This is a genomic window from Kitasatospora sp. NPDC057965 (assembly GCF_042887135.1).
GTDB lineage: Bacteria > Actinomycetota > Actinomycetes > Streptomycetales > Streptomycetaceae > Kitasatospora.
The window spans coordinates 16,421-42,051 of record NZ_JBHVPZ010000006.1 but is presented as its reverse complement, the minus strand read 5'-3'; the positions used below and the strand labels follow the sequence as shown (position 1 = coordinate 42,051).

General features: G+C 70.3%; 26 protein-coding genes and 2 pseudogenes. 16 read left to right on the top strand and 12 right to left on the bottom strand.

Features of this window, described 5'->3' with window-relative positions; translation table 11 throughout:
- Window positions 1–940 (top strand): hypothetical protein (locus ACFVVU_RS09230; RefSeq protein WP_387788901.1); only part of this gene is annotated, 940 nt, incomplete at its 5' end.
- Between the two features lie 449 nt (window positions 941–1,389).
- On the opposite strand, the pseudogene ACFVVU_RS09225 reads toward ACFVVU_RS09230, so the two are convergent.
- The 4 genes and pseudogenes from ACFVVU_RS09225 to ACFVVU_RS09210 all read right to left on the bottom strand — a co-directional run.
- Window positions 1,390–1,632: pseudogene (locus ACFVVU_RS09225) on the bottom strand (ISAzo13 family transposase); the annotation flags it as partial.
- A gap of 102 nt (window positions 1,633–1,734) precedes the next feature.
- Window positions 1,735–2,568 carry an SAM-dependent methyltransferase gene (locus ACFVVU_RS09220; RefSeq protein WP_387788900.1) on the bottom strand — a complete coding sequence of 278 codons (834 nt, stop codon included), beginning with the start codon at window positions 2,566–2,568 and terminating at the stop codon, window positions 1,735–1,737.
- Window positions 2,565–2,945, bottom strand: coding sequence for a hypothetical protein (locus ACFVVU_RS09215; protein WP_387788898.1), 381 nt, complete (start codon window positions 2,943–2,945; stop codon window positions 2,565–2,567). The genes ACFVVU_RS09220 and ACFVVU_RS09215 overlap by 4 nt, the downstream gene beginning before the upstream one ends.
- Window positions 2,946–3,497: 552 nt before the next feature.
- Complete coding sequence (locus ACFVVU_RS09210) at window positions 3,498–4,091, bottom strand: DUF6461 domain-containing protein (protein ID WP_387788897.1); 594 nt, start codon at window positions 4,089–4,091, stop codon at window positions 3,498–3,500.
- Window positions 4,092–4,924: 833 nt separating this feature from the next.
- On the opposite strand from ACFVVU_RS09210, the gene ACFVVU_RS09205 reads away from it, so the two are divergent.
- The 8 genes from ACFVVU_RS09205 to ACFVVU_RS09170 all read left to right on the top strand — a co-directional run bounded on the left by ACFVVU_RS09205 (window position 4,925) and on the right by ACFVVU_RS09170 (window position 9,519).
- Window positions 4,925–5,299: a hypothetical protein gene (locus ACFVVU_RS09205; protein ID WP_387788896.1), complete on the top strand. Its 375-nt coding sequence runs from the start codon at window positions 4,925–4,927 to the stop codon at window positions 5,297–5,299.
- Window positions 5,296–5,490 carry a S26 family signal peptidase gene (locus ACFVVU_RS09200; RefSeq protein ID WP_387788895.1) on the top strand — a complete coding sequence of 65 codons (195 nt, stop codon included), beginning with the start codon at window positions 5,296–5,298 and terminating at the stop codon, window positions 5,488–5,490. Before ACFVVU_RS09205 ends, ACFVVU_RS09200 begins: the two co-directional genes overlap by 4 nt.
- 343 nt (window positions 5,491–5,833) lie before the next feature.
- Entirely contained in the window at window positions 5,834–6,247 is a 414-nt protein-coding gene (locus ACFVVU_RS09195; protein WP_387788894.1) for a hypothetical protein, read from the top strand.
- Window positions 6,244–6,618 carry a hypothetical protein gene (locus ACFVVU_RS09190; RefSeq protein ID WP_387788893.1) on the top strand — a complete coding sequence of 125 codons (375 nt, stop codon included), beginning with the start codon at window positions 6,244–6,246 and terminating at the stop codon, window positions 6,616–6,618. The genes ACFVVU_RS09195 and ACFVVU_RS09190 overlap by 4 nt, the downstream gene beginning before the upstream one ends.
- 212 nt (window positions 6,619–6,830) lie before the next feature.
- Entirely contained in the window at window positions 6,831–7,373 is a 543-nt protein-coding gene (gene tpg / locus ACFVVU_RS09185; RefSeq protein ID WP_387788892.1) for a telomere-protecting terminal protein Tpg, read from the top strand.
- Window positions 7,370–8,692, top strand: coding sequence for a hypothetical protein (locus ACFVVU_RS09180; protein WP_387788891.1), 1,323 nt, complete (start codon window positions 7,370–7,372; stop codon window positions 8,690–8,692). Before tpg ends, ACFVVU_RS09180 begins: the two co-directional genes overlap by 4 nt.
- Window positions 8,693–8,996: 304 nt before the next feature.
- Window positions 8,997–9,233, top strand: coding sequence for a hypothetical protein (locus tag ACFVVU_RS09175; protein ID WP_387788890.1), 237 nt, complete (start codon window positions 8,997–8,999; stop codon window positions 9,231–9,233).
- Window positions 9,234–9,312: 79 nt separating this feature from the next.
- The gene (locus ACFVVU_RS09170) at window positions 9,313–9,519 is read left to right on the top strand and encodes a hypothetical protein (RefSeq protein WP_387788889.1); all 207 of its coding nucleotides are present in this window, start codon (window positions 9,313–9,315) and stop codon (window positions 9,517–9,519) included.
- Between the two features lie 206 nt (window positions 9,520–9,725).
- Here ACFVVU_RS09170 and ACFVVU_RS09165 read toward each other — a convergent pair.
- A pseudogene (locus ACFVVU_RS09165) lies at window positions 9,726–10,051 on the bottom strand (transposase); the annotation flags it as partial.
- Between the two features lie 341 nt (window positions 10,052–10,392).
- Between ACFVVU_RS09165 and ACFVVU_RS09160 the strand changes: the two are divergent.
- Window positions 10,393–10,980 carry a DUF6461 domain-containing protein gene (locus tag ACFVVU_RS09160; protein WP_387788888.1) on the top strand — a complete coding sequence of 196 codons (588 nt, stop codon included), beginning with the start codon at window positions 10,393–10,395 and terminating at the stop codon, window positions 10,978–10,980.
- Between the two features lie 269 nt (window positions 10,981–11,249).
- On the opposite strand, the gene ACFVVU_RS09155 is transcribed toward ACFVVU_RS09160, so the two are convergent.
- A complete protein-coding gene (locus ACFVVU_RS09155) occupies window positions 11,250–11,582 on the bottom strand; it encodes a DUF4288 domain-containing protein (protein WP_387788887.1) in 333 nt (110 codons plus the stop codon).
- A gap of 583 nt (window positions 11,583–12,165) precedes the next feature.
- On the opposite strand from ACFVVU_RS09155, the gene ACFVVU_RS09150 reads away from it, so the two are divergent.
- Window positions 12,166–14,292 (top strand): HEAT repeat domain-containing protein, encoded by a 2,127-nt coding sequence (locus ACFVVU_RS09150; RefSeq protein ID WP_387788886.1) that lies wholly within the window; start codon window positions 12,166–12,168, stop codon window positions 14,290–14,292.
- Between the two features lie 286 nt (window positions 14,293–14,578).
- Here ACFVVU_RS09150 and ACFVVU_RS09145 read toward each other — a convergent pair whose 3' ends face one another.
- From ACFVVU_RS09145 to ACFVVU_RS09135, 3 genes are all read right to left on the bottom strand, one after another.
- Complete coding sequence (locus tag ACFVVU_RS09145; protein WP_387788885.1) at window positions 14,579–14,752, bottom strand: hypothetical protein; 174 nt, start codon at window positions 14,750–14,752, stop codon at window positions 14,579–14,581.
- Between the two features lie 461 nt (window positions 14,753–15,213).
- Complete coding sequence (locus tag ACFVVU_RS09140) at window positions 15,214–16,164, bottom strand: hypothetical protein (RefSeq protein ID WP_387788884.1); 951 nt, start codon at window positions 16,162–16,164, stop codon at window positions 15,214–15,216.
- Window positions 16,161–16,676 (bottom strand): RNA polymerase sigma factor, encoded by a 516-nt coding sequence (locus ACFVVU_RS09135; RefSeq protein ID WP_380682106.1) that lies wholly within the window; start codon window positions 16,674–16,676, stop codon window positions 16,161–16,163. The genes ACFVVU_RS09140 and ACFVVU_RS09135 overlap by 4 nt, the downstream gene beginning before the upstream one ends.
- Window positions 16,677–17,018: 342 nt before the next feature.
- Here ACFVVU_RS09135 and ACFVVU_RS09130 point away from each other — a divergent pair, with 342 nt between their 5' ends.
- Window positions 17,019–17,336, top strand: coding sequence for a hypothetical protein (locus tag ACFVVU_RS09130; RefSeq protein WP_387788883.1), 318 nt, complete (start codon window positions 17,019–17,021; stop codon window positions 17,334–17,336).
- A gap of 162 nt (window positions 17,337–17,498) precedes the next feature.
- On the opposite strand, the gene ACFVVU_RS09125 is transcribed toward ACFVVU_RS09130, so the two are convergent.
- Window positions 17,499–17,909 (bottom strand): hypothetical protein, encoded by a 411-nt coding sequence (locus ACFVVU_RS09125; RefSeq protein WP_387788882.1) that lies wholly within the window; start codon window positions 17,907–17,909, stop codon window positions 17,499–17,501.
- A gap of 268 nt (window positions 17,910–18,177) precedes the next feature.
- Here ACFVVU_RS09125 and ACFVVU_RS09120 point away from each other — a divergent pair, with 268 nt between their 5' ends.
- Window positions 18,178–18,594, top strand: a complete 417-nt coding sequence (locus ACFVVU_RS09120) for a DUF2690 domain-containing protein (protein ID WP_380682103.1) — start codon at window positions 18,178–18,180, stop codon at window positions 18,592–18,594.
- A 375-nt stretch (window positions 18,595–18,969) separates the two neighbouring features.
- On the opposite strand, the gene ACFVVU_RS09115 is transcribed toward ACFVVU_RS09120, so the two are convergent.
- Window positions 18,970–21,717, bottom strand: a complete 2,748-nt coding sequence (locus ACFVVU_RS09115; protein ID WP_387788881.1) for an AAA family ATPase — start codon at window positions 21,715–21,717, stop codon at window positions 18,970–18,972.
- 200 nt (window positions 21,718–21,917) lie between these two features.
- On the opposite strand from ACFVVU_RS09115, the gene ACFVVU_RS09110 reads away from it, so the two are divergent.
- The 3 genes from ACFVVU_RS09110 (at window position 21,918) to ACFVVU_RS09100 (ending at window position 24,596) form a co-directional block, all read left to right on the top strand.
- The gene (locus tag ACFVVU_RS09110) at window positions 21,918–22,637 is read left to right on the top strand and encodes a helix-turn-helix domain-containing protein (RefSeq protein ID WP_387788880.1); all 720 of its coding nucleotides are present in this window, start codon (window positions 21,918–21,920) and stop codon (window positions 22,635–22,637) included.
- 23 nt (window positions 22,638–22,660) lie between these two features.
- The gene (locus ACFVVU_RS09105) at window positions 22,661–23,641 is read left to right on the top strand and encodes a helix-turn-helix domain-containing protein (RefSeq protein ID WP_387788879.1); all 981 of its coding nucleotides are present in this window, start codon (window positions 22,661–22,663) and stop codon (window positions 23,639–23,641) included.
- 790 nt (window positions 23,642–24,431) lie between these two features.
- Entirely contained in the window at window positions 24,432–24,596 is a 165-nt protein-coding gene (locus tag ACFVVU_RS09100) for a hypothetical protein (protein ID WP_387788878.1), read from the top strand.
- 448 nt (window positions 24,597–25,044) lie between these two features.
- On the opposite strand, the gene ACFVVU_RS09095 is transcribed toward ACFVVU_RS09100, so the two are convergent.
- Window positions 25,045–25,437, bottom strand: a complete 393-nt coding sequence (locus ACFVVU_RS09095; RefSeq protein WP_387788877.1) for a hypothetical protein — start codon at window positions 25,435–25,437, stop codon at window positions 25,045–25,047.
- Window positions 25,438–25,631 lie beyond the last annotated feature (194 nt).

Here is a 25,631-nt window from a genome sequence, read left to right as displayed (position 1 = left end):
GTCCGACTCCTCGGACGGCCCGGCCGACCGGAGATTCGAGGCCCTCGACCCCATGAACACACCACGGCTCACCGCGCCGCTCGCGGCCGTCGCCATCTGCTTTCTGCTGCTCGCCTCCTGCTCCACGAACAGCGGGACCACCACCGGCACCGCACCTGCCTCCACCGAGGCAACACCATTCGGCCCGGCAGGCACCTCCGCCGACGCCACCGTCATCTCCCTGCCGCTGGACCCGTACTTCCTCCCACCCGCCGACAACGTCCGGCTGCACACCGCCCTGGACCGACTGGTCACCGAATGCCTGCGGAGCGCAGGCGTCCAACCACCCGCCCCGGCCACCGACCCGGCCCCCGTTCTGGGGCGGTACGAACGGCGCTACGGACTCACCAGTGCCGCCGGGGCCCGCACCACCGGCTACCACCTGCCCGCCCACCCGGACCCGGCGCAGGTACCGCTCTCCCCTGACCAGCTGAACGCGCTCACCGGCCCGCAGGGCTGCCAGGAATCCGCTGCGCGCCGGATCACCGGCACTACCAGCTACCCCGGAGACGCCTATCTGGTCCGGTCGGTCAACCAGGAGTCCTTCGACCGATCGACGAAGACCCCGGAGGTCGTGGCCGCCGTCGCTGCATGGTCCCGGTGCATGAAACAGGCCGGCCACGACTACGCGACACCGCTGCAGACCGGCACCTGGCCCTCCGAACAACCCACCGACGAAGAGCGGACGACCGCCCTCACCGACGTCGCCTGCAAACAACAGACCCGGCTCGTCCGGATCTGGAACGAAGCCGAGGCCGCCATCCAACGCTCCCTGATCCAGCAGAACACCACCGCGTTCGACAACGTCCTGGCCGAACGCCGCCGCATGCTCAGCGAAGCGGACACCGTCCTCGCCGAAGGTCCGGCGTCCGGGCCGGGCCGCTCGGCCGCCTTCGGGTAGTCACCGGGCCAGGGAACCCTCAGGGCAGGGACCATTGCGGGCCTGCGGCACGGTGCCCGGTCGGTACCCTGGAGGTTCTGCCGGCCGGTGGCGGGTGGGAGCGGTGCCGGTGGTCAGCGTGCGAGGGCGACGGTGATCGGGACGTCGTCGCAGCTGGCCGCGATGCGGTGGAGGGCGGCGAACTCGGCGGGGCCGACGGACAGGCCTCCGACGTCCGACGACCCCGTCCTCGCGGATCGCCCGCCGAAACTGAGGTGACGTACCCTCTCGCGGTGTGCGCCACCACCGGCGTCGGAGGCGGGCCGGACCAGGCCGGCCGCCGGGCGCGGCCACGGCGTTCGGCGGGAGTGAGGGCAGTGCCGCGTTGCTGACGGCCTATCTGTCGAGGATGGCGCGCGAGGCGGCGGGGCTGGACGAGGCCCTCGGACGCCGGGTCGCGGCCACGGCACTCGACCTGCTGGTGCTGTTCGTCGACGACCGGGCCGCTCTTCTCCGGCGTCCAGCTCGTCCACGCCCCTGCGGACCGTGGTCTCGCTGGCCTGAGCCGCCCGTGCGACGGCCCGGACACCACCATGGCCCAGCACCCGGGCTTCGGCGCCCATCAACAGACGCCGTTGCCGCTCATCCAGGTGCGGGAACAACATCTGGAACTTCAAGGCGAGTTGGTCACGGATCGACTCGGAGATGCGCATACCACATCAACGAGCCCAAGACCATGAAGCAACATCTTGATTCTCTGCAACCCCTTAGCTAAGACATTGTCCGAACGATCCTGTGAGTAGGCAGAGTCGGTCTCAGGTCGACTCGGTGATGCGCTTAAGGTGTTCCGCGTCAAAAGCATCACGAATAACTTCTGGATTGCGTACCGAACGTTCCTCCGTCGGCGGGATGTAGAGTGTCCCTACTTGAAGCCCGTGAGCCAGCACGTCAGCGAGTTCACCCAGGGAGAAGGTCTCTTTCAGCGGTTCTACCAGCGCGTAGGTAGAGCTGAGCATCATGGTCACTTGATGCTCAGCAGCGTAGGTGCGCAACAGATAGTCCTGCAGGCGACGGTATCTCTCGGAATTGCCTCGCTTGGTGGAGTACATGGCAGTCTCGACGGCTGAGACCTGCCACAACAGACAGGGAACATCCGGCTGAAGCGGCCGTTCGCGAGCCAGGAGATCAGTCGCTTCGTACATTTGCAGACCGTGCGGTCCTGGATCGAGACCTAGGTCGGTGATGATGGTGTCCAGTGCTGAGATGCCCGGCAGGGTCCTAACGGCCAGGCCAAGCAGCGGTGCGGACTTTTCGATCAGGTCGGTGGGATACACGTAGATCTTGGGGTGCCCGTACGTTGCGAAGCACACAGGAGAGTCATCGAGAGCCGCATGCACAACCTCAGCTGCCATGGCCCGGTAGGTGTGCAGGCGATTCCCGCCCTCTTTGTACTTGTCCAGCATGCTGTGGACATTCGGAGACAGAGTCGTCAGGTATTCGTCGATACCGAACCCGCCGGCAACGGTGAAGATCTTCTTACTCATGCGCATGGCCTGCTCGGCCTCGCGGGTGATCTGCGAGACGTTCCGGATGCCAAGGCCGACGACGTAGATATCGGTCGGTCGGCGCGATTCATTAGTCGTCTTCACACGTACTCCATTAGCTCATTGATCTTGGCGCGCCGCTCGGCACCACTCAGCGTCCTGATGGCCTCCACCAGTTCCCTGCGCTTTTCCGCTGCCTCGATTCCCTGGTCGCCGCGGAACAAATCGGAGAACGAGTGGTACGTCAACCGCATGGGTTCTGTCAGAGTGGTCGGCGGAAGCGTCATGTCCATGTCGTCTGCCCGGAGGCTTCCAACGAGGTAGTAGTACAGGTCCCCCTCGCGGCGTCGGAGGCTCTCAAGCTCGTCGGGGCTGAGGTCGTAGTCGGCAGCGGCAGTGTCGGGGTCCGTGCGCGCCAGCTCGGCGAAGGCCACGTCGCGTTGTGCGCGAAGCAGCAGGTCTCTCAACGATTGCGCGGTCATGCCGTTAATGTGCCTGCATCACCGCGATGATTCGCGTAGGTAGGTCCGACAGGCGGGTCAGCCCACTCTGTTGGAGGACATCAGCCACTACCATCGGGCCAACGGCGCGAGACGTCGGCAGTCAACGTCTCGAACCGGGTGCCGCAGCCCGTCGACTCCACCCACGTGACGACCACTGGCTGGTGCCGTGGCCGCAAAGGTTCACCGAGTCGGAGCGGCGAGGGAGCGGATGGGTCGATGGAGCGGGTCCGGCCGCGCGTGTCGGGCGTGAGAAGATCGCGATCGCGGCCGTGGCCATCAAGCTTCATAACATTGACGGCGAACGCTCGCTGACGTTGGACGTTGGGGGGCCTTGCTGCTGACGTGGCAGTAGCCGAGGCAGGGCACGAGCCGAACGGGTACTTCTGGGAAGGTCTCGTACGGTTTGTCTGGCCGGACATCGCCGAGCATCTCGACTTCGACAGCGTTTGTGGACGATCATGTAATTCGGCTCTGTCGAAGATCTTGTGATCAGATTCGTGCCGAACCTAAATAGGCAGGGCCCTGCTGTGATCAGCGGATCTTGACAGCCCCACAGGCGAATGTGGCTGTCTCAAGGATCTCTGGCGTCAGGCGGACCCCGGTCATCACGTTCGTGAGGGCGAAGGCTGCGGCTACTGACTGGTCGATTTCCGGCTCTTCGGTGCTGAAGTGGAAGCCGACGCGACGCATCGTCTCCAGTTGGTCATCGGGGGTGCTGCCCCAACGGTAATCGGGGAACATCGGCTCGAAGACCAAGCGCATCGCGGCGTCCTCGGCCCAGAGGAATGAGTCCACGCCGTTGATGTTGCAGAAGTGTGAGATCCAGGTGGTTCCTGCCGAGGCTGGCAAAGCCCGTTCCTCGCTGACACCGAGATAGCCGTTCGGCTCGATCATCAAGGTCCATGAGCCGATGCCGGTCATCGCGACCAGTTGCTGCGTGTCGCCCAGGTCGTAGGCGGCCTCGATGACTGCTGTCACTCCGGTCAGCGCGGGGTGTTCTTCCCCGTTGAGGCGTTTCAGCAGCTCGGAGGGCGCGAGGTCGTTCACGAGCGTGAAGCAGTAGGCCTCAGCCAGGTCTGGGAATCTGTCCTCGAACCACAGGTAGTCAGTAGCAGTCACCGTCATGACGCAGATCCTTGCCCATGCTTCCGACAGCGCGGCGCGAGGGGTGCGATCGTGTGATCGGGAGTGAACTGGGTCAGGACGCAAGGAGTATGCGTCGACGGAGCAGGTCGAGGTTGGCGCGGCCATAGCCCTTGCGTTCGAGGAGCTTGATTCGCGTGACATGGCCTTCGACCTGGCCCGAGCTCCAGGTACTGGACAGCCCAGCGACGACGGGGTCCTGGATGCAGGCCGGCAGTGGCTGGTCCAGCACCGCCGGCGCCTCGGTGGCCGGGCCGGACGGTACCAGCTACAGCAACGTGCCTTCCAGACTTTTCGCCGCGTTCTTCGGGGCCTGGCCCACGGTCCTGTGGTCCATACCGGGAAGTCTTCAGGTCGGCATCGTGTCCGAAGTAGCAGAGTTCACCTCCACGGAGAGTGGGACAGTGCAGGAGAAGACCGGAGGGCGTCGCCCAAGCCGCCCACGTGGCGATGGCCGGCGCTGTCCGGCGCGGTGGGGCGGCCAACGCCCCGTAGGTTGGCGGCGGAACGCCGGAGAGTCGCGTGCTCGCTCTCAAGCTTCGCCGCTGGGGGCGGGTACGTCGTCGGTGCTGGCTGCGATCATGTCCCCGTGATCGGTACATCGCTCTGTTGTCGTCCTCGTCCGCCGACGCCGACGCCGTTGCTGTGCAGACGGCCGCGGCGTACTGCGCGGACGGGGCCACGCCGCTCGGGGCCGACGAGTACGGCGAGCTGGTGCGGGTGATCGCGGTCTACCAGGAGGCGCACCCGGGTGAGGTGCTGCCGGAGTCCCCCCGGGGGGCGCGGTCGCGGGCGACGTGCCGCACAGCGTGCCGATGCTGTCGCTGGACAACGTCTTCTCGGCCGAGGAACTGGACGCCTGGGCGGCCGGGCTGGAGCGCCGTCCGGGCCGCCCGGCGGCCGGCCGGCGTGTGGAGCCGAGGCTGGACGGCCCGACGTTGGCCGCACGTTACCGCGGCGGGCTTCTGCACCAGCTGATCGCCCGTCTTGACGGCCTGGCCGGCGAGGACACCAGCCACGCCGCCGACGCGGCGCCGGGCCCGCCACTGGGTGCCGCCACCACCGCCACCACCATCGCCGGTCCGGCGCACTGCGCCGGCATCGACGAGGTCCAGCAGCGGGTCGAGGGGGAGCGCCGCCCTACGCGCGGCGCTGCCGTTCGGCACCGACCGTCAGGAGGGTGGATGTGAGCGAGGAGTACTCGTCCGGGAGCCTGCGGACTCGTTCTCGCCTGCGCGCCCTGCTCCGGCTGTTGGGTGTCTGTGTCGTGATCGCCCTGCCGGTGAACGCCTTCGTGGCTCGCCCGTTCGCGGTGCCGTCGAGCTCGATGGAGAACACTCTGCGACCGGGCGACCGCCTGATCGTAAACAAGCTGGCGTAGCCTCCTGTTCATGAGGGTTGTTGTGAGGAGTTGTGGTGAACGGGTGGGCGGGGATGGTGGTGAAAGATCCCGCTGAAGTGCGGTGAACGGCAGCTGCGGATCGTGGTCACGGCAGTCCGGCCGGGGCTTGCCGGGGACGGTTTCGCAGACGCGATGGTTTCCCCGAGGGCATTGGATCGTGGGGTGCCCTCGCGTCCGGCGGCTGGACCATCCCCGACAACCTGGACGCCCCCAGCCTGGCCCGCCTGCTCGGCACCTACGTCACCCGCGTCCTCACCCCCGCGGCTCCACCGCCGTCTCCGGGCTCGGACTCGTCACCGCGCTGCGCCCGCCCACCCGCGCGGTGCGTACCGAGACCGGCTGGACGTCCGGACCGGTGGAGGGCTCCCGCCCGAAGGACGCGTTCGACCCGGCGCCGCCGGAGGTCCCGGACGTCCACCCCCTGGCCCAGGACCGCGGGCTGGGGGAGGAGCTGGTGACCGAGGCGTGGGACTGGTTCCGCGAGCTCACCGACGACGAGCAGAAGACGGCGCTGTATGCGGTCGGCCTGGACGTCAGCATGGCCTTCCTCGCGGCCGCCGGCCGTCTGACGCTGCCGCTGTCCGGCCCGGTGCACGAGCTGAACCCCCACTTCGACAAGACGGTCCCCGGCTCGTGGCTGGTCGACCTCTCCCATGTCGACACCGACCCGCTCCTGCCCAGCCCGTCCACCGCCGACGGCTCCCGCAGACCGGTCCGGCCTGGTACTCCACGGTGAAGGTCGCCTACGCCATGGAGCTCGGCGCCCGCCCGCAGCCGCTGGAGGGCTGGCTGCGCCACGAGCACGGCCCCTACCTCGACCCGTGGCACAAGCACCTGCGCCAGGCCTACCTGGACACGATGGCCACCCTCGGTGTCCCGCTCACCCTCGCCGACACCGACCCGCTCGCGTTCCTCGACGCCATGGCAGGCCTGAAGACGACCGGCGACCCGGCGGAGCTCGCGGTCCTCACCGCGGTCAGGCAGACCACGAAGGGGACCATCGGCAAGATGCGCGAACGCCCGCGCGGGCAAGGCTACAAGCCCGGTTCGCGCTGGACGGCGCCCTCACCACCTCCCTGCGTCTGGGCGTCAGCCCGGGGATGGTGAAGTTCGAGGGCTCCCGGCCGATGGCCGAGATCGCCGAACTCATCGCCGACGAGACGAACCCGGCCCGTCACGTCAAGACCGGCGGCCAGGTGTCCGCCGACGAGTAGCCCTCGCGCGGCCCGCCGACACCCGCCCGGCGGGCCGCCTACTCACCGCCACTCGAACACGATGCCGCCCCTGAACCTGGGGCGGCGGGAAGGACCTGATGCCCCGTGGGGGAGATCGACGAGGACCCGGAGCGCGCCGAGCGCACCCGCCCCATCCCGGTGCACCTGAACACCCGGGTCAAGTTCCTGCGGGAGAAGGTCGCCAAGGAGGAAACTGCCCGGCTCGCCCTCGCGGCCGGCGTCTCGGTGCGCACCACGAAGCGCTGGGTCCACGCCCTCAAAGCCGCCGCCGGGGGCGAGCTCAAGGGCGACATCCCGATGGCCAAAGTGAACGTGGCCAAGGTCGAACAGGCCGTGCGCGTCGCCTGGCAGCCGCAGGTGAGGAAGCGGGTGCGCCGTGACGCCGAGCAGCGCGGCTTCATGCTCCACATCCAGGCGACCTTCGGCTACAGCGCGGCCGGCGGCTCCACCGACGACCCCCGCCCTCGCATGATCACCCAGAAGATGCCCGGCTCCGTCGCCCGGCGCCTCTACGAGGCCCGCGACGCCGGAGCCACCCAGGCTCAGCAGGAGCAGATCCTCGCCGAGGCCCTGCTGCCGGTAAGGGCCTCGCCGCGCAGGCCGGCGAGAACTACGTTGCTGGGGTGACTGATCTTGAAGTAGTGGCACATGGGCTGGTGGGCGGCGAACGCTCTTTCGAACAGCTGAGATGCCATCCGCGGCTTCCGCTGGTGGCCTGCTCGGACTCCGAGCGTCCGGCAGTCCACATCTGGGACTGCGGCGCGGGGCAGCTACGCGAACTCGGCTCCGTGAGCCTCACGTCGGATGCCGATGGAGACACCTATGGGTGGAAGCGGGCAGGACAGACGCCCGCTTCGGCGTGGCATCCGCACCAGCCGCTGCTCGTCGTGGCAGGGGAAGACGGACTACGGCAATGGACTCCTGCTGGGGTCTCCGAACCGGAAGGCGCTCCAGCCAACGCCTCCTACCGCAGTCTGGCTTTCAGCCCGGACGGGCAGACCCTGTGGGGTTCACCGTCGTCTCGCGACGAAGGCGGCGGGTGGGAGAGCTCGGACGTCCTTGACCTTGCCTCCGGAACCATCGGTGCCGGACTGCCGTGGGACACAGGAGTCGCGGAACATCCCGGGGGCGGACTTGTCGCCACGCTCACCAGCGACCAGGGCGCCACGCACTGCCTCTTCGCGCGCGTCGATCGGGGGACCGGGCCTGCCGTGATGCGGCCGCTCCGCCGGGCGCTGATCCTGGACTGTGACGGCTACGAGACTCCGCTCTTCAGCGCGGACGGACGTCATATGGCAGTCCGTGGCAACGCGTACGACAACTCGGTGGAGGTATTCGAGTTTCCTTCGTTGCACCGGGTTCTGGCCACAACCCTCGGCGAGCCCTGCCCTGGCTATCCGTACCCGCAGGAGTGGCTTGTCCAGATGGAAGCCTGGTCGCGTCACAACATAGCCTTCGGGCCGCAACCGGGCGTGCTGTGGATCGCAACGCCCGCGGGGACGCTGGTCGAGATGGACCTCGACACCCGGCAAGCGGCCGAGCACGATGTGCTGTCCGGGTCCCGCTTGTCCGCGCTGGCCGTCACGGCGACCGGCGAGCTTCTCGTTGCCGGCAGTGAGGGAGAGCTGGTGCTCTTGTCCGTGCCGACCGGCTCCACGCTCGGCGGCTCCACGCAGGCCCGCACCATAAGCAGGGACGTCTCAAGGGCTGCAGCGATAGCGTTCTTGGAGGCCACCTCCGAGATTCCGGACGACGGCGACGACCTGGAGGCGCACCTTGTCCTGACCGACGGAACCCGCACATGGGAAGCAGACGATCTGGCGACGGTGACCGCGGCCGGCGCGACAGATCCAACCTGGCTTCAACTTCAAGCCGCCATCAACAAGGCACAGGTCCAGAGCAAACAAGCTGCGGAATGCGATGTACCGCCCGCAACCTGTGACTGAGTGCTTTACTCGGCCGGTTAACGGTCGAGCTGGCCCGTTGAGCACCTTGCGTTGTTCCTGGTCAGCGGGCTGCAGGGCTCCAAGGACCGTTCCACGGGGGAGCGGCTTTGGAACATCGTCGCTGGTCAGTAGATTTGCTCAACTCGCCAAGTGAAGCGCTCAGTCACAAAAGAGAAGTCCCGACCGCTTTCCGGCGGCCGGGACTTTTCTATTTCTGCGACCTCTTACGTGAATACGCCGACGAAATTCTGGAGAACCGGATGACCGATACCAATGACACCGCAGCCCCGACGGCGCGCCCGGCGTGCGGATGCCCGTCGCCCTCGACCTCGTCTCCGGCGAACTGACGATTCCGGTCGCAGCAGTTGCCGCGCTGCTGCGCGCCGTCGCAGCGAGCTGGACCACCGGCCCGTGCCCGACCGGGCGGCGGGCCGCGGCGCCGTTCGCCGGCGCGCTCGTCCGCGTCGCCGACCAGGTCGACGTCGAATGCATCGCAGCCGCCGGCCGGGCCGCCGCCCAGGCCGCCGGTCCTACCGGCTGACCTGCCCGCCAGCCCACCCAGGGCCCGCCCTCACACTGAGGGCGGGCCCTTCTCCATGCCCGAACCGAAGGAGGCCTCGATGCCGACGCTGCACTACGCCCCCGCCGCCGCCCGCACCCTGCGCTGCCTTCAGCGCCGCCGGGCCGACGCGGTGAAACTGCGCCGGGTGCGCCGCGCGCTCGACCGGCTCGCCGCCGACCCGCGCCACCCCGGCCTGCGCACCCACCGCTACCACGCCCTGCCAGGCCACACCCGCCCTCGTCACGCCGAGGTGGGAGAACGATGACGAGGTCGAGGTCTGGATCGGCGCCCATCACCGCAGCGCGCTGCGGCCGCTCGGTCATTTCGACCTGGATTGGCGGCGATTCGATGGGTGACACTTCCGACACCAGGAGAACCCGCCGGCCGGATGATGGCTCTGGGCTCTCCGCGGCGGACGGATTGGATGAGTTGTTCGAGCCTGAGATCCGCCGGATCTTCCGGGCTGTGGCTGTAGGTCCCGTCGCGAAGCATCGTGAACAGGACGTCGACCCAGCGCCTGGCCAGACAGAGGAGTGCCTGGGTGTGTCGCTTCCCCTGGCCGATCTTCTTGTCGTAGTAGGCGCGGGAGGCCGGGTTGCTGAGCAAGGCGAACGCTGCCAGGAAGAACGCCCGTTTCAGCTGCTTGTTGCCTCGGCGGGAGGGCTGTTCGCCGCGCATGGAGGCGGACTGCGGGTTGCGGGGGTGAGGCCGGCGTAGGAGGCGAGGCGGGCGGCGCTTGGGAAGGCGCTCGCGTCGCCGACGTCGATCAGGACGCGGGCGCCGGTCCGAGGGCTGACCCGCGCGCTTGCGGGGAGGACCCCTTCGCGACCTGCACTGTTCTGACAGCTTTGCCGTTTCTTGGCCAGCCTGCTGAGCGACTCGATCCGGGCTGGTCTGTTGAGGTGTCAAGGTGCAACGCCCATGGTGGCAGGTGTCGGGGGTGCTGTGTCGGTGTTGCTGTTTCTGGGGTTGGCGGGCTCGGCTTGGCTTCCCGGTGGGCTGTCGGCCTGTTCGTGCGGGGTCCTGGGGCCGGTCGGGTCCGGCTGGATCGCCTGGTCTGTCGTACGGGCCGTCTAGCCTCCTCGGGGAAGGTCGGTCGTTGCCGCCGGGGGGAGTACGGGTGAGTGGCCTGGGCTGGATGTATGGGGCGGACCTGCCGCTGGTGAGCGTCACCTTCGCCCGTGATCTCACTGCGCGACAGCTCCTGGAACGAATGCGCGCGGACCCCTCAACACTCGCCGAGCGGACCCAGGAGGAGTTCCGCGAGGACTTCGGTGACATCCTCTACAAGGACGGCGCCTACGTGGTCACCGCCGGCCGGTACGAGTCGTGGGCGTGGGTGTGGGAGCACGACAGCTGGCTGTGCGTCGGGGACGACGACCTGCTCGGCGTGGTCTCGGCCGGGACGGCGGCAGTGGCCCTGCACGCCAACGAGAAGCCCATGGTGGACTTCCGCTATGCGGAGAACGGGCGGCTGGTGACCGGTCTGGACACCCTGCTGGGCATCCAGCCCGAGCACCGCACCGGCCAGGACCCCCACCGCTTCGACGCCGAACTGCGGGCACTGGGCGCCCGACCGGACACCGGGGAGACCGGGCCGCTGGGACTGCGCGGTCTCTTCTACCGCCTCGCTGAAGGGCTCGGTGCGGGCATGGACCGAACCGATCTCCTTGCCGGGACAGTCCTCAGCGCCCGACTACAGCCACACCCCGACCGCGCTGTGTGACACACCCGGCCTGTGCACCCACGAGCTGGCGACCGTCACGATCACCGGCCGAAGAAACGGCCGAAGTCGTGCACGGCAATGACGACTGGTCGGCCAGCGGCCCCGGGCGCCCCGGAACGGGGAGAACACGTACTGGTCCGAGAACTACTCCCGGAACTCCGGCTGACCCCCGCCTGCGTGGGGAAGACGGGCGCACACAACGGTGAAGGCGAGGGTGGTCGAGCGGAGACATCCACGCCCTTCTGCCAGACCGAACCTCGCGAACGACATCACTCACTGATCTGAGTGTGTGCCGGTCCCGAGTCGTAGCGGTCGAGGAACGCGTTCGCCGGGAGGTCGAGCGCATGAAGCTTGGAGAACACCTCCGTACCCGCGCCCACCTCCTCGTCGCCGTCGGAGATCCGGTAAGCCTGCACCATGCCGAGGACTTCGAAGTCGCCCTCCCGGGCGTACTCGGCCGACTCCCGCTCGGCCAGTTCCACGGCCTCGTCGAGGGACCGTGCGCGAAACAGCACGACACGCTCCTCGTAGGGACGGGTTTCCCCGGTCAGCCATCTGTAGAAGGTTCTGGCGCTGTACCACGCCTTCGGCTCTTGCCCCATTGCGGTCCGTCACCCCCTCGCGCCAAACCATGATCGTTGCAAAGACAGACCCACTTTCGCAACAGGCCCAGCTCCCTCTGCTCAAAGGCGATTCTCTGCTCGACCGACCCCCGCGCTTGCGGGGAGGACCCGGTTGAGGTGAGGGCCAGCCCGGCGGCGGCCGGCTGACCCGCAGCGGCGAGCTCGTCACGGACCCGCCGAGCCAGCTGCTCGACGGTTGCCCGCACGTTCTCATCACCCATCTCCTCCATGACCGCAACCTGTCCAACTGCTCCGACACGAAGGGCACGCCCCATGACCACGACTCCGTCCCCTGCACCGGTCCGCCCCCGACTGGCCGCACTGGCCTCGGCCGTCGCGGCCTCCGGGGCCGCGTTCGGCGAGGCGTTCGACGAGGCGATGGCGCTGACCCGTCGCCTGAAACCGCCTCACATCCGACGGGCGATGGCCGAGATCATCCCGACCGCGAAGGCCCATTGCTGGGAACCCGCCGCGATCGTGCGGGCCCTGCTGGCTGAGGAGGCCGCCGGGCGGGATACGGCCAACCGCGGCCTTGTCAGTGACCTGTGCCATGGTGCGGTTCATGATCAACGAACACCTTGCGGATGTCGACTGGTCGTCGATGGGCCACGCCTACGGTCCGGCCGTGGAGGTCCCGCGGTGGCTGGAGCAGATGGCCTCGCCCGATGCCGACGTCCGGAAGAAGGCATTCAGCAGCTTCTACAGCGCGGCCCACCACCAGGGCGACGTCTACGCCTGTACCGCGGCGAGCCTGCCGTTCCTGTTCGCGCTCGCCGACGACGCGAAGACGCCGGATCGTGAAGCAGTTCTCGCCCTCCTGGTCAGCATCGGCCGCGCGGCGCTGGAATGCGACCCCGACGGCATCTACTACAGTCCGGCCGGCGACATGTCGACGCCCCACGCGGATGTCGTGCCCCGGATGCGCGAGCGCGTCGGCGACTTCGAGCGGCACGCGGCGCACCCTGATCCGCGGGTGCGTCAGGCGGCAGTCCCGGCCCTGGGGCTGTTCCTCGACGATGCGGACCAGGCGTTCGCGCTGCTGCGCGAGCGGCTGGCGGCCGAGAGTGGCACCGTGGGTCGGCTCCTGGCCATTGAGACGGCCGCCGTTCTGGCCCGGCGGCTGCCGGACGCGCTCGGCCCGGTCACGGCCTGGCTCACCGCTCTGGCCACGGACTCGGGACTGGACGCCGACATCAGGCTGGCCGCCCTCGTCCACCGCGCCGCCTGCACACCGGAGACGCTCGGTGCCGACCTCGTCCCGACCGCCGTCGCCCTGCTCCAGCAGCTCTCACTTGAACCGGAACCCCAGGATGAGGCCGACGCCCGGCCGGCCGCCTGCGGGCAGTGCGCGGCGTGTACCGGGGCCGCCACCGGACCGGCGCCGAAGAGTCAGGTCCCGCCGCGGCTCGCCGCGGTCTTCGCCGACCTCGACCGGCGCGGCCGCACCCACGCCCCGACCACCGACCTGCTCACCACCCTCCATGAGATCCTGGACACCCGGGTCGCCGAGCGCACCGCTCTTCTCACCGCCCAGCTCCGCAGCCCGGACCGGGCCACCCGCTACGACGCCATCGGCATGGCCCAGACACTGATCAGCTCCTGGCGCGGCGACCACACCCACCTCGTCCGGCTGCTCGCCGACTGCCTGCAGCCCCACGACCCCTACACCACGGCCGAAGCCGCCGAAACGCTCGGTCGAATCCCCACCGCCCTTGCCGAACCCGCTCGCGAAGCCCTCGCCACCCTCGTCGCAGCCCACCGCTCCGCCCACGGGCCGACCGCGTGGGCCGCCCCGAACCCGCTGCTGCGCCGGGCCCACCAGAACGCGGTAGCGGCGCTGGCCGGCCTCGGCGACGAGCGTGCCCTGCCTGATCTGGTGACGGCGCTGGACGCCGGTGTCGACTCCTGGCGCGCGGTGCAGGCCGCCGGCGACCTCCCGCAGGCCGCAGGCGACCTGCTGCCCCGTCTGACCCGGCGCCTGGCCGACGCGGACCTCTCCCAGGACTGGTCCTGGTCGGAAGCCTGCGCGCTGATCGCTGCCCTCCGCAAGCTCGGCGACCCGGCAGCTGTGCCTGCACTCACCGCGGCTCTCACCGCCTGTGTCGTCCAGGACCAGCGACGCGGCGCAACCGCGACCCTTCACGCGCTGGCCCGCTTCGGCACCGACGCCGTCGGCGCCCTGGAGAGCGTCCGCCCGCTCGCCGAAGCCGAGGACCCGAACCTGCGCCTCGCCGCAGTGGAAGCGCTGTGGGCCGTCGAACGTGACCCCGCGGATGCCGTACCGCGCCTGACCGGCCTTCTCGACACCCACCAGCTGCGGGGCGCGGCCGACGCTCTGGGCCGGATCGGCATACCGGCGGCCGAGGCGCTGCCCGCCCTGCGACGGATGCTCCAGGCCGAGTACGAGTGGACCCGGGTGCACGCGGCTGCCGCGATCCACGCCATTGCCGGACCTACCGAGACGGAATCCGTCCTGCAGGTGCTGCTGGAGGCCTGGGGCAAGAACGACGCGACCGCCGGCTTCGTCCTGGCGTGCCTGCAGCGGATGGGCCCCGCCGCAGCACCCGCCCTGCCCCGGATCCGCGCGGAACTCTCCCGGGCCCGCCGCGGCGGAGGCTTCTTCTCCGGCTTCGACGACGACGAGGCACTGCAGCGCGCCGCCCGTTCCCTGATCGACCGGCTGGCCTAAGGCAGTCCTCCTGGTGCGCCGGTCCGCCGCGGCTGGCGCCACGCGAGAGCCGGTACAGACGGGCAGGGACCGCGGCCCTGGGCCCGGCTGGACCAGGGCCGGGCAGATCCCGGCCACAGCGCCGTCACGCGTGACATGGCAGGCCTGGGGGTGGGTGCTTTCTCCTGCAGTCCCGGCACGGCTACCTGCCGGAAGAGGCCACGGAGTCGGCGCGCCCGGTGAGAGGGCTTCGGTGCACCGTCGCCGCGTCGGGGACGAGAGCGTGGCGACACCGGCTGGCGGGCGGTCAGAGGCAGGCCACGCATCGGGTCACGGACGCGTTCAGGAAGGCGAGGTACGTGCGGCCCAGCGCGCTGATCCGGCCGAGCAGGACCAGCTCCTCGCCCGCCTGTTCCAGGCGCGGCAGGGCCGTGGCGAAGTCCATGGGCGTGTCAGGCGGAGACTCGCTTCTCAGCTCCATGCGTCGCTTCTCAGCTCCATGCGTCGCTTCCAGATACCCCAGCAGTGCCGGGCCAGATCCAGCAGCTGACGCAGAGCACCGACTCCCTCGCCACCGACTGGCACAACTGCCCCGCGGGCGCCGCAGACAACCGCTGGTATTGCTTCTACCCAGGACGAGAACTTCGGCGGCAGGGGGCTGCAGTGGAACTTCGAGCACCGCAACGACCGGATCTACTTCAACAACTACGGGTTCCAGAACCAGACCTCGGGCTGGGTCGACACCGGCGTTCTCACGATCAGGCCGAACGGTCGTCCGTTCCTCGGCCCTTACACGGAGCTCTGGACCGAGCCGCCGTACTCGATGGCCTCCTACGTCGGCGACTACACGAACGACAGGGCTGAGGACTTCACGGCCTGCAAATAGCACAGCGCCGGGTGGCAGGCGACCCCCTCGCCCTGCCACCTGGCGCGTTCGCGTGGTCAGCCGGAATTGCCGAGGTAGACGTTGTAGCTGGTCACCGAGGGGATGGGGACGTTGAGCATGCCTGCGGTCTCGGTGAGGGTTGCTTCCTGGGCCAGGACCCGGCCGGTGCCCGGGTCGATGATGAAGGTGTAGCGGGTGGGCAGGCCGCTCTCCTTCGAGCTCGCGGAGTACGCGACGCCCACCCGCCCGGCCCGGTCGGTCACGGTCCCGGTGACCTCGAGGCCCGGCAGCAAGGCGATCAGCTCCAGCACCGCGGCGCGCTGGCCGCCGGTCAGGGCTCGGGCGGTGAGCAGGTCATGGACCGCCTGCGAGGCCCCGCCCGGCCCGTCGACACCAGCGGTGCGCCTGCGCAGCCAGTCCTTCAGGGCCTGGCCGTCCAGCGGTGTGCTGACGTCTCCAAGCGTGGGGTGGAAGGGGTCCGTGCGGGTCTTGTCCGACCCGCCGAGGCTGCGCCGTCTGATGACGAGGCCGGCCGGGCCGTTGAGGATCTCGTAGTCGTACGGGACGACGCGGGAGGTGACCTTTCCGCGGTCGTCGCGGGTGTTGAGCGCCCACTGCTGCCAGTGCAGCCCCAGCGGGGTGACGGGCGTCTCGCCGGCCGACCGGGCGGTGCGGGCGACCTGCAGGAGTTGCGTGCGCGCGTCGGTGGACTCCTGTTCCGCCGTCAGGTGGTACGCCAGCGGTGCAGGGGTGGCGGCCGCGGCGGGGCCGCTGCCCCCGGGCAGCACGAGCAGCGCCGTCGCCACCGCCGAGACGGTCGCGGCGGCGGCCAGGCCGAGCACCAGACGCCGCGGCCGGGAACGCCTCGGCGGGCCCTCAACCGGCCGTCCGGCAGCGTCGCCCAGGATCATCTCCAACGCGGCCTCGGCCTCGGCCCGGTCCGGTAGCTCGCCCGCAGCCGGATCACTGGCCACCATCATCTCCCTGACCCGCTTCGCAGTACTCACCGCGCCACCCCCACCTTCCGCGTGTCTGCCGCTTTCGTCCGCGCGGAACCGTCCTCCGAGGCATCCAGAGCCGTCCGTAGCCGTTTCCTCGCCCGCAGGAGCCGCATCGAGAACACCGCCGCACTGCACCCCAGGGCCCGGGCGGCGTCCCGGACCGGTAGCCCTTCCCAGCCGGTCAAGGCCAGCACCTCCCGGTCGGCCGGAGACAGCCCCGACCACGCCCGCTGCACGGCGTCACGGGCCGCGACCTGCTCTCCGACGTCGCGCGCCGCGACCACCGTCACCGACTCGCCGGCCCGCACCGCCGCCAGCGCGCTCTCTCGCGCCCGAAGGTGGTTGGCGACGGTCCTGCGCGCGACGCCGTACAACCAGGGCAGCACCGCCGAACGAGGACGGTCCCCGAAGCGCCGCCACACCGTGGTGAAGACCTCGGCCGTCACATCCGCGGCCTCCTCCGGAGCCACCCGCCGGCGGACATAGCGGTAGACCGCTGTGTGATGCTCGCCGTACACAGCCCGGAACTCATCCTCTACCCCCAAGACCTCTCCCCAGATCGGATCCCACCCTGTCTATGTCGAGAGGGCGACGGATCTCACACCCCAAAGAGCCGAGGCGGTTGTGGATCAGCTTGGGATCGATCCTCAACGGGTCCAGGCGCGGGCCTCCTCGTTCGCCACCGCGCCGCCCTCGCCGTCGCCCGCCGCCTCACCGTTCCGCTGCGCACTCCCCATGCACCTTGCAGAACCTGTACTGGTACCGCGTGACCAGGACCGCCCTACCGCCCGCCCGCCGACCGCTACCGTCGACCCTGCGGCCGCCGCCGCCACGGCGGCCGCCACCACCGAGAGGACCAGGTGACCACCCAGCCCGAACCCCAGGCCCCGGCCACGCCCAGGCCGGCCACCGTGCACGAGCTGCGCACCGCGCTGTCCCGCTACGGCCTGCCCGGCGACCGCGACCTGTTCGAGCAGGCCCTGGCCGCCGCCCTCGACGCCTCCCCGATCGGCGACCTCGCCGCCGTCACCGAGGTCATCGCCACCTACCTCCACCGCCTCACCCTGCGCACCGGCGAACGCGCGATGGCCTCCCTCGCCGCACCCATCGGCGGCCAACAGCGGACCCGGGCCACCGAGGCCTTCGCCCGGCTCCGCGTTACCGGCGGCAACTGGTGACCGATCAGCCCGACCACGAGCAGCCGGCGGCCCCGCTGCACGTCTTCCTCCCCGACGCCGCCGAACAGGTCGGGCGCCCGCACCGGCCCTGAGCGAAGCGATCCGGTCTGGTGGCCCGTCTCCTCTCGGAGCGAGCCACCAGCCCGGTGTTCACCGCATGGGTCAGCGGTAGATCCGTGCTGACCGTTCCGGGTCGCCAGCCACGTTCGCCACGAAGAGACCGAGGTCGAAGTGCTCGGCTTCGGCGAACGGCGTCAAGTCGTCCTTCAGGCCGTACCACTCAGGCGGGGCCGGATAGCGCAGCTCGATGCTCCGTCCTACGGCCAGGACACAATCGGCTCCGACCACATGGTGCTGGACGTCAACGGACCCGTCGAGCCGGACCACTTCCTTGCCCACCCGGAGTCGGAGCCCGCCGGCCTCCCGGTAGAGCACGACATCGGTGGCGGCCAGCTTGCCGTAGTGACCACATGCCGTCTCTGACGGCTTGACGCTTCTCACGTGGTCCGTCGCACCGGTCGTGGGATCGAAGTGAGCGACGAGGCCGGCGGTCTTGAAGGATGCAACGAGCATGGCTACCTCCTACCCAAACCCAGGTCCTGGCCGCCGGTCCGTGTTGCGCTTTCTCGGATCGGTGCTCAGGCCGGAGAATCCGCCCGTTCCGGTGACAGTGGATCGGACCGACCTGGGTGCGCGGGTGTTGAGCTCCGAGCGCCGACGGATTCGAGTTCTGGCGCCCTTCCGTTGCGGGGAGAGTGCAGGAGAAGAGAACCGGCACCGGCTGGAGCGGCGACTCGCCGTACGCAGGGGTGTCCGGTCCCTGGAATGTCAGGAGAAACGCGTGTTCAAGAAGGCTGTCGGTGTCGCTGTCGCGGGACTGGCCATGGCGGCGTTGTTGCCCGTGGGGACGGCTGAGGCCGCGACGTGCGGGGGGTCCGGGTGCACGGGCAAGAACCCGATCTCGACCGGTTGCGGAGATGACGCCCGCACCATCGACACGATCTCGCCGGCTGGGGGAGGCCCTGTGGTCGAGCTGCGCAATTCAGCCACCTGCAGTGCAGCGTGGGCCCGTATCGAGAAGGCGAACAGCAACTGGCGGTTCAAGATTGAGATCAAGGGTGGGGCGTCGTATCTCGCCAACGCTTCGCTCGACCGCCAGGTACCCACAGCCATGGTCGGGAGCAGCAACGCCTACCAGGCCTGCGTGGAGCAGTACGACGGGGCAGGCGGCTCCTGGTCGTGCACCGGCTGGCACTGACCGCTCAGAGCGAGACTCCCGGGACCGGAGCCCGCCCGGTGGCCCCGGCTGCAGGCGTGTCTCGTTGGGTCCTCGACGCTGCCCCGCTCATTGGCGTGTGCTCTGTCGGGGCTTTCGCGGACCTGTGCTCGTTGGGCTTGGCCGGCTGCGGTCCCGGTGGTCAGCGGGCGCTGCTTCCGCCTGGTGGCCGGGGGTAGCGGAAGAAGAGTTCGGGACCCCCTCGTCCAGGCCGTCGACCAGCCCGACCGGATGCCAGCCCGCCCGGTGCAGGAGGCGCTGGACGGGCTGGTTCGAGACGTTGGTCGAGGGGTGTCCGTTCGCGGCATGCGGCCGGAACGTCTCGGGCGGGGCCCGTGCCTGTCGGGCGGGTCGTGTTCAGTGTGGGCCCAGCTTTTCGCTCAGCTGGCTGCGGGAGGTGATTCCGAGCTTCGGGAAGATCCGGTACAGGTGTGTGCCGATCGTCCGGGGTGACAGGTGCAGCTGCCGGCCTATCTCTTTGTTGGAGAGTCCCTGTACCGCCAGCTGGGCGATCTGGACCTCCTGGGGCGTGAGGAGGTCCCGGTCGGGGCGGCCCTGGCTCGTGGTGCCCTCGCCGGCGGAGCGGAGTTCCTGGGCGGCGCGCTCGCGCCAGGGTTCCACGCCCATGGCGGCGAAGGAGTCCCGGGCGATCCGCAGCGGTGTGCGGGCCTCCATCACCCGGCGGCGCCGGCGCAGCCAGGTGCCGTAGGCGAGCATGAGTCGGGCGCGGACGAAGGGTGTACGGGACATGTCCAGGTCGAACGCCGCCCGGTAGTGTTCTTCGGCGTGTTCGTCGTCGGCGAGCAGCGCCTGGGCGAATCCCAGGCTCACCCGGATCATCTGGACCTCGCTCGTCCCGGCGGACGTGAGGAGCTGTTGGAGGGCGGCCTTCGCTGTGGCGCGCTGGTCGTCGCCGGTGGCGGCCTCGGCCAGCTCGGTGATGGCCATGGTCTGCATGAACGGGTGGTAGGAGGGGTCGGCGGGGTCGAACACCCGCTGGACGCAGGAGAACGCCTCGGCGAAATGGCCCGCGGCGAGGCCGATCAGGCCACGGGTGATCTGGATGTAGGCGAGCTTGGAGGGGTCGACCACGGTCAGTCCCTGGCCCTCCGCCTCGCCGATCGCGATCCGCGCGGTGTCCAGGTCTCCGCGCAGCGCGGCGAACTGGGCCTTCGCCACCCGCGCGCCGGTCAGCCAGCGTGGTTGCGCGGTCTCCTCGGCCAGTCGGGCGGCCTCGGCCGCCGCCGGGAGTCCGGTCTCCCAGTCGACGGTGTGGACGGTGGCGAGGGCGAGGAGCACCAGTGTCTTGGTCAGCGGGCCCCGGCGGCCCTGGCGGCGCAGTCCGTCCGCTGCGTGGCGGGCGAATCCGGTGACGTGGTCGAACGCGTTCACCATGATGGCCGCGTTGCCCAGGGTGGCGGCGGTCACGACGTCGTACCCGCCCTCGCGTTCGAGGCGCCGCAGCCGGTCGATGACCGTCGCCGACGCCTCCAGCGGGGCGGCCCCCGCCAGTGTGCACACCAGGTCCGGGTGGAGTTCGGGGACCGGTAGCCGCTCGGCGGCCGTCACGACGCGCTCGCGCAGTTCCCGCCCCGGGTCGGCCCACCAGCACCGCCACGCGGCCACGCGCAGCAGCCGCAGCGCGAGTTCGGGATCGCCGGCCTCGGCGGCCTGCTCGGCGGTGGTGATCAGCAGGTGGATGCGGGAGGTGGTGGTGTCGGACTCCGACTCCAGCCATTCGCGCAGCAGGACCACGCGGGCCCGCTCCAGCACGTCCGGGCCCAGCGATTGGGCCTGCTGGAGCAGCTCTGACACGCGATCGGCCTGGCCGAGTTCGAAGTGCAGTTCCGCCGCGCCGAGGAGGCGGGCGACGCTGTGTGAGGGAAGCCCGCTCAGCGCGGTGGCGCGTTCCAGCGCCGTCAGGGCCACCGCCGCGGCGCCGCGCTGCCTCGCGCTGAGAGCCGCCTGGTCCAGTTGCCGTGCCACCGCTTCGTCGGGACGGCCGCCGGCGGCGGCCCGGTGCCACGCCTGCCGGTCGGGCTGTCCCTGGAGGGTACGGGCGAGCGCGCCGTGGGCGGCGAGACGGTCCGCGAGCGAGGCCGAGTTCAGGACGGCGGAGGGCACCAGCGGATGGGTGAAGTCGATCCGGAACCCGTCGACGCGCACCAGGCCCGCGGCGATGGCGGGCTCCAGGGCACGTGCGGACACCTCGGTGCCCGTCAGGGCCGAAGCCGCGGCGAGCACCTCGTTCAGCGCACCGTCGTCGGCGGTGGCCGCGACCAGCAGCGCGAGGTGCGTGTCGCACGGAAGGTCGGCCGGCCGCGGGGAGAAAGCCCGCTCCAGTCGGGCGGTGAGGGGAAGCCCGGGCGCCAGCGCGGATCCCGGGGGCGCCCCGTCCGTTCCCAGGGTGGTGGGCAGCTCGGTCAGCGCGAGGGGGTTGCCGGCCGACATCTGCGCCACCAGGCGGCGCGTGCCCGGGGCGAGAGCGGGGCTGCGGGCGGTCAGCAGGGCGTCGGCCGCGTTCGGCTCCAAGGGCTTGAGGTGCAGCTCGCGGATGTCGGGGGCACCGCGCCACACCGTACGGTCCTCGCGGACGGCGACGAGCAGGCCGACCGGTTCGGCGCCGACACGGCGTGCGACGAACGCGAGGACGTCCAGGGTCGGCGTGTCCAGCCACTGGGCGTCGTCCACGACCAGCAGGACGGGCGCTTCGGCGGCCGCCTCGGCGAGCAGGCCGAGGACGGCCAGCGAAAGCACGAAGAGCTGCGGCCCGGAGGTGCCGGGGGACTGCTCCGCCATGCCGAAGACCCCCTGCAGCGCCTGCGCCCGAGGGGCGGGCAGGCGCGGGATGCGCTCGGCCATGGTGTGGGTCAGCTGGTGCAGCCCCGCGAACGGCAGATCGCTCTCGGCCTGGACACCCGAGGCCCTGAGGACGGTGAATCCGCCCGCGCGGGCCCGGGCGGCGGCGTGGTCCAGGAGGGCGGACCTGCCGACCCCGGGGGCCCCGTGGATCAGCAGCGCGTCGCCACGCCCGGGCAGGGCGTCGACCAGTGCGTCGACGGCCGCCAGCTCCTCGTTCCGGCCGAACAGTGTGGTGCCTGACATCCGATGTTCCTCTGCGCCTGCGCCAGGGCTGTGACCTGGACCGTTGCAGTGTAGGTGCGCGCATCGCACGGGTTGGAATGCGCTGAGATTCATGTGTCCGGCGACACATCACCCACAGTCGCTTCACAGTCATTCGGCCGCCGACGTAAGTCATCCCGTGTCCCATGCTGGATGCCATGGCGACCGAAGGGAGAGGACCCGTGACATCCGTGACCGACCCGGCCGGGTTCCCGCAGGACGGGAACACCGGTCATCGTGGGAGCCGCGCCGTCTCCGTCGCCGCCGTGCCGGTGACGGTCGCCTCGTACGAGCCCGCGTGGGACCCGGGCCGGATGACGACCCGGCGGTTGGGGCACCGGCTCTTCACCGCGACGGAAACGGGCCCTCGCCGCTGCACCCGCGGCCTGCGGGAGATCGCTCGTGGCACCGGGCAGGCCGAGGGGTTCTTCGTGGTTGCCGTCATGGGGGCCACTGGTGCCGCCACCCTCGTCACCGAGCAGGCCTCCCGTCGAACGCCGGCCGCGCAGGACTCCCGCCACACCCGGATCCGGGAGGTCCACGCCTACGTGGACCGCCACCTCGAGGATCCGCAGCTCGGACCGCGGACGATCGCGGCCGCGCACCGCATCTCCGTCCGCTCCCTCCACAAGCTCTTCGAAGGGGAGGGGGCGACCGTCGGCCGCCTGATCCAGCGCCGCCGGCTCCGGGCGGCGGCCGAGAACCTCACCCGCACGGGCAGCGGCGACCGCACGGTCTCCGGCGCGGCCCGGCGGTGGGGCTTCACCGATCCGGCCCGCTTCAGCCGGCTCTTCCGTGCCTCCTACGGCATCTCAGCGAGCCAGTGGCGCGACATCCGCGGCGCCCGCGGGGCGGGCGAGCCGTCCGGCCCACGGGACGCCCGGGGTCCGGTGTCCCGATGACGCGTCGACCCGAAGGGAACCCGGTGTCCGCATCGCTGTCCACTGCGTCTCTGTCCACCGCGTCGCTGTCCGCCTGCGGCCGGGCGGAGAGCTGGCAGGACGCCGTGTCCCACGCCTTCGTGCCGATGACCGTGGACTTCCTGGAGGAGGTGCCCTCGCCCGGGGAGATCGTCGGGCACCGGCTGGGTCCCGTGTGGATCTCCAGGGTCCAGGCCGGGCCCCAGGTGGCGACGCGCAGCAGGCGCATGATCGCCGCGGGCGACTCGCCGTCACTGATCCTCAGCATCCAGGAGCGTGGCACCGCGCTCAAGGAGCAGGACGGACGGGAGACGCTCGTCCGGCCGGGCGGGTTCTCCATCAGCGACACCTCCCGGGTCTTTCGGAAGAAGCTCGAGGAGGAGTTCGTCTTCACCTCCTTCCATTTTCCCCGCGCCGAACTGGACGTGCCCGAGAAGGACCTGCGGGCACTGACGGCCACGGCGTTCGACGGGAGTGAGGGCAGTGCCGCGTTGCTGACGGCCTACCTGTCGAGGATGGCGCGCGAGGCGGCGGGGCTGGACGCGGCCGTCGGGCGCCGGGTCGCGGCCACGGCACTCGACCTGCTGGTGCTGTTCGTCGACGACCGGGCCGGGCGCACCCGGCCGCAGGGTTCGCGGAGCGCGGCCTCCCTCGAGCGGGTCAAGGACCACATCCTGCGCAACCTCCGCGATCCGGATCTGTCACCGTCCACGATCGCGGAGGCGAACTTCATGTCCGTCCGCCTCCTCCACAAGCTGTTCCAGCCGGAGGGTGTCACGGTCGGCGGGTGGATCCGCACGCAGCGGCTGGAGCGCTGCAGCCGGGACCTGCTGCGGCCGATGGCGGGGGAGCTCGGGGTGGCGGGGGTCGCCCGGCGCTGGGGCTTCGCCAACTCCAGCCACTTCACCCGTGCCTTCCGCGCGGCGTACGGCATGACGCCGCGGGACTGGCAGGCCGGCGCCCACCTCGCGCGCCGCGACGGCTGATCCGTCTCCTTCGATGGGCCCCGCGCCGCTCCCGGCGCCGCGCCGGCGCGGCCGTCCGCCGTGCCCGGGGTGCCGGGCTGCTGCGCACCGCCCTCGCCGACCCGTGCGCACGCTTCGGCGGGCCCGATCGGCTGGGCGACCTGGCGGTGTCGTTCGGACCGGGCGGGCAGCCGGCGGCCTGGACCGCGCCCGGGGTGGAGCCCCCGCACGAGGGCATGGCGCAGGGCCGGACCCGCCGTCTTCCGGACGGCCTCCGGGGCCCGGGCGGCTGGATCGCCGTCCAGTACCAGGACGACGGGCGCCCCGTCCGGTTCATCGCCCACCGCTTCAGCCGCCCCGGGACCTTCCCGAGCGCCGACCTCGCCCTCGACGTCCTCCTCCGCGCCGCAGCCCCGCCCACCCCGCTCTGCGCCCCCGCTCCGGCACCGGCCGCGCCCGACGGGGTGCCGGTGCCGGACCCGGCGCTCGCGGCGGCCGCCAGCCCCACGCTGACGCGGGCTGAGTGGGACCTGGTCGTGGCGCTCGGGATGGCGGTATGCCATGGAGGTCTGCCCGCTGGGCGGACCGTTCTCGTCCAGGGCAGGCAGTTCGCCCCGAGATCCTGGCCGGTGTCCGGTGCGCTGCGGCGCGGGACATCCGGCCGCTGTTTCAGCAACGCTCTGCGGGTCGCCCACCGCGCCGGTGGCGCCTATGTGGAGGGCTTCGTCCTCGCGGATGGGAGCGTGCGTAGACACGCCTGGAGTACGGACGCGGACGGTGCTGTGCTCGCCCCGACCTGGCCCCGTGGTTCGTGGACGTCTTCCAGCAGCGCACTCTCATCAGGACCCGCTTCGTCGGGGTGCTGGACGACCGGGTACAGACGGAGCGGGACGCCGGGCGCATCCACAGCGACGGCGTCCCCGCCGCCGCACTGCTCGACATCGGCGCAGCCTCACCCCGGCCGATCGGGCCTTGAGCACCGCCCCACTGAGGCCCGGGCCGGCACCGCAGGACAGCGAACGAGTACCACCCACACGGTGAGGGCGGCTGAGGTGGCTGTCCAACCGACGGCGGCCCCCTTCGAGGGATCACCCCCGTGGCCGCCGGGAAGACATCTTTACGGCGTAAAGGCCGAATCACCCCAAAACAGCTGACCCCACCTCCTGCAGGCCTCCGGCGCAGGTGATGACGCTCTTTGGAACGAACCAGAGGCTGGCCTCCGCCAACTACATGCGGGCCTTTGTCGCCCCGCGCTCGCACGGACCCCGTGGGCACTACGACGCCCGACGCGCCGGCGGCGAGCGGCGCACCTCAGGCCTGCAGAATCTGTTCAACAAGCTCCTCGGTCGCCTCCACCACTGCCCGCAGAACCGCACGCGCCACGACTCCGAACGGGCCTTCGCGCAGGCTGTCGCACTCACCGCCTAGAGCCGCGCGCCGACGGAGATGTCGACTGCAGTCGCGTTCCAGCCGGGCTCGTCGACGGCGACCCGGATCCGCCGCGTGCCCGCTTCACCAATGAGGTTCACGAAGCGCGTCACACCCATGACATCACCGATGACCAGCCGTCCGTCGGCCAACGAGATCGGCCCCTCGAAGACAGTCGAGAAGGAAGGATCCGGTCCCGACCCCTCGTCGAACGGCTCGGAGAAGAGCCGGACCTTGACCAGCCGAACCTGAGCCTGAACCCGGACCACCACATGGGTGTCACACCCGATCGCAGCTTCGTCTCGCAAGTCCAGCGCCGGCAACCAGTCGGTCCACCCCAGCGCCAGAACCGGATGATTCATCTGAAAGTCAACACCAGCGACCTGCATGTTCGGTCCCTCCGGACTCCCCTTTGCAACGCTCGGCGATGCTATCGGGCGGTTCCGACATTCCGGCTGAGGATTCAGAACCCCATCGACTACAAAGAGCTGGACGTGAGGCCGCCACCCCCGAGTTGACCGCCGGCGACATGAGATGTCCGGCCTCCGCATCCAGGGTCCGCGCCCGTGAACGCCGGGAGATG

What these genes read in the sequence shown, in the direction of transcription:
- ACFVVU_RS09210 (WP_387788897.1), bottom strand. Translation starts at nt 4,091, where the DNA reads ATGACGGTGACTGCTACTGACTACCTGTGGTTCGAGGACAGATTCCCA.
- ACFVVU_RS09215 (WP_387788898.1), bottom strand. Translation starts at nt 2,945, where the DNA reads ATGACCGCGCAATCGTTGAGAGACCTGCTGCTTCGCGCACAACGCGAC.
- ACFVVU_RS09115 (WP_387788881.1), bottom strand. Translation starts at nt 21,717, where the DNA reads ATGTCAGGCACCACACTGTTCGGCCGGAACGAGGAGCTGGCGGCCGTC.
- ACFVVU_RS09205 (WP_387788896.1), top strand. Translation starts at nt 4,925, where the DNA reads ATGCTGTCGCTGGACAACGTCTTCTCGGCCGAGGAACTGGACGCCTGG.
- ACFVVU_RS09150 (WP_387788886.1), top strand. Translation starts at nt 12,166, where the DNA reads ATGATCAACGAACACCTTGCGGATGTCGACTGGTCGTCGATGGGCCAC.
- ACFVVU_RS09170 (WP_387788889.1), top strand. Translation starts at nt 9,313, where the DNA reads ATGCCGACGCTGCACTACGCCCCCGCCGCCGCCCGCACCCTGCGCTGC.
- ACFVVU_RS09155 (WP_387788887.1), bottom strand. Translation starts at nt 11,582, where the DNA reads ATGGGGCAAGAGCCGAAGGCGTGGTACAGCGCCAGAACCTTCTACAGA.
- ACFVVU_RS09125 (WP_387788882.1), bottom strand. Translation starts at nt 17,909, where the DNA reads ATGCTCGTTGCATCCTTCAAGACCGCCGGCCTCGTCGCTCACTTCGAT.
- ACFVVU_RS09160 (WP_387788888.1), top strand. Translation starts at nt 10,393, where the DNA reads ATGTATGGGGCGGACCTGCCGCTGGTGAGCGTCACCTTCGCCCGTGAT.
- ACFVVU_RS09145 (WP_387788885.1), bottom strand. Translation starts at nt 14,752, where the DNA reads ATGGAGCTGAGAAGCGAGTCTCCGCCTGACACGCCCATGGACTTCGCC.
- ACFVVU_RS09095 (WP_387788877.1), bottom strand. Translation starts at nt 25,437, where the DNA reads ATGCAGGTCGCTGGTGTTGACTTTCAGATGAATCATCCGGTTCTGGCG.